We start from the raw sequence: 432 nt of genomic DNA, 5'->3' as shown, positions 1-432 counted from the left end.
GAGGAGGGCGGCGAAGGCGTCCCGGTCGAAGCCGGCGGCGAGCGGGTCGGGGCCGAGGCGGGCGATGCCGGGGACCTCCTGGGGGTCGTGCACGACGTACACCGCGAGGCGTTTCTGCGTGCCCGCCTCGGTGAGGTCGAAGCCGGCGCCGTCGTCGAGTACGAGGCGCAGCGCGAGCGGGCCCTTGCCGGGGCGCGGGGGCTGCGCGGGGAGGGCGTCCTGCCAGCGGAGCCAGCCGGCGCGGGCGAGGTGGGTGACGAGGTGCAGGCCGCCGATGCGGAGGTCGAGGAACTTTCCGTGGCGGGCCACTGGGCCGGTGGGTTGACCCTCCAGGGCGGTGAGCGGGGGGTCGTAGGTCTTCAGCACGCTGACGGCGAGCGGGAGGACGCGGTCGACCGTTCGCCCGGCGAGGTGTTCGTCGAGGAACTCCCT

At 75.2% G+C, this 432-nt stretch carries 1 protein-coding gene; it reads right to left on the bottom strand.

What is annotated here, in order from left to right; genetic code table 11:
* Window positions 1-432 (bottom strand): DNA-formamidopyrimidine glycosylase family protein (locus VR44_RS38845; protein ID WP_045952400.1); only part of this gene is annotated, 432 nt, incomplete at both ends.

Source organism: Streptomyces katrae (assembly GCF_000966975.1).
Lineage (GTDB): Bacteria > Actinomycetota > Actinomycetes > Streptomycetales > Streptomycetaceae > Streptomyces > Streptomyces katrae.
This window is presented reverse-complemented; position numbering and strand designations above follow the sequence as displayed.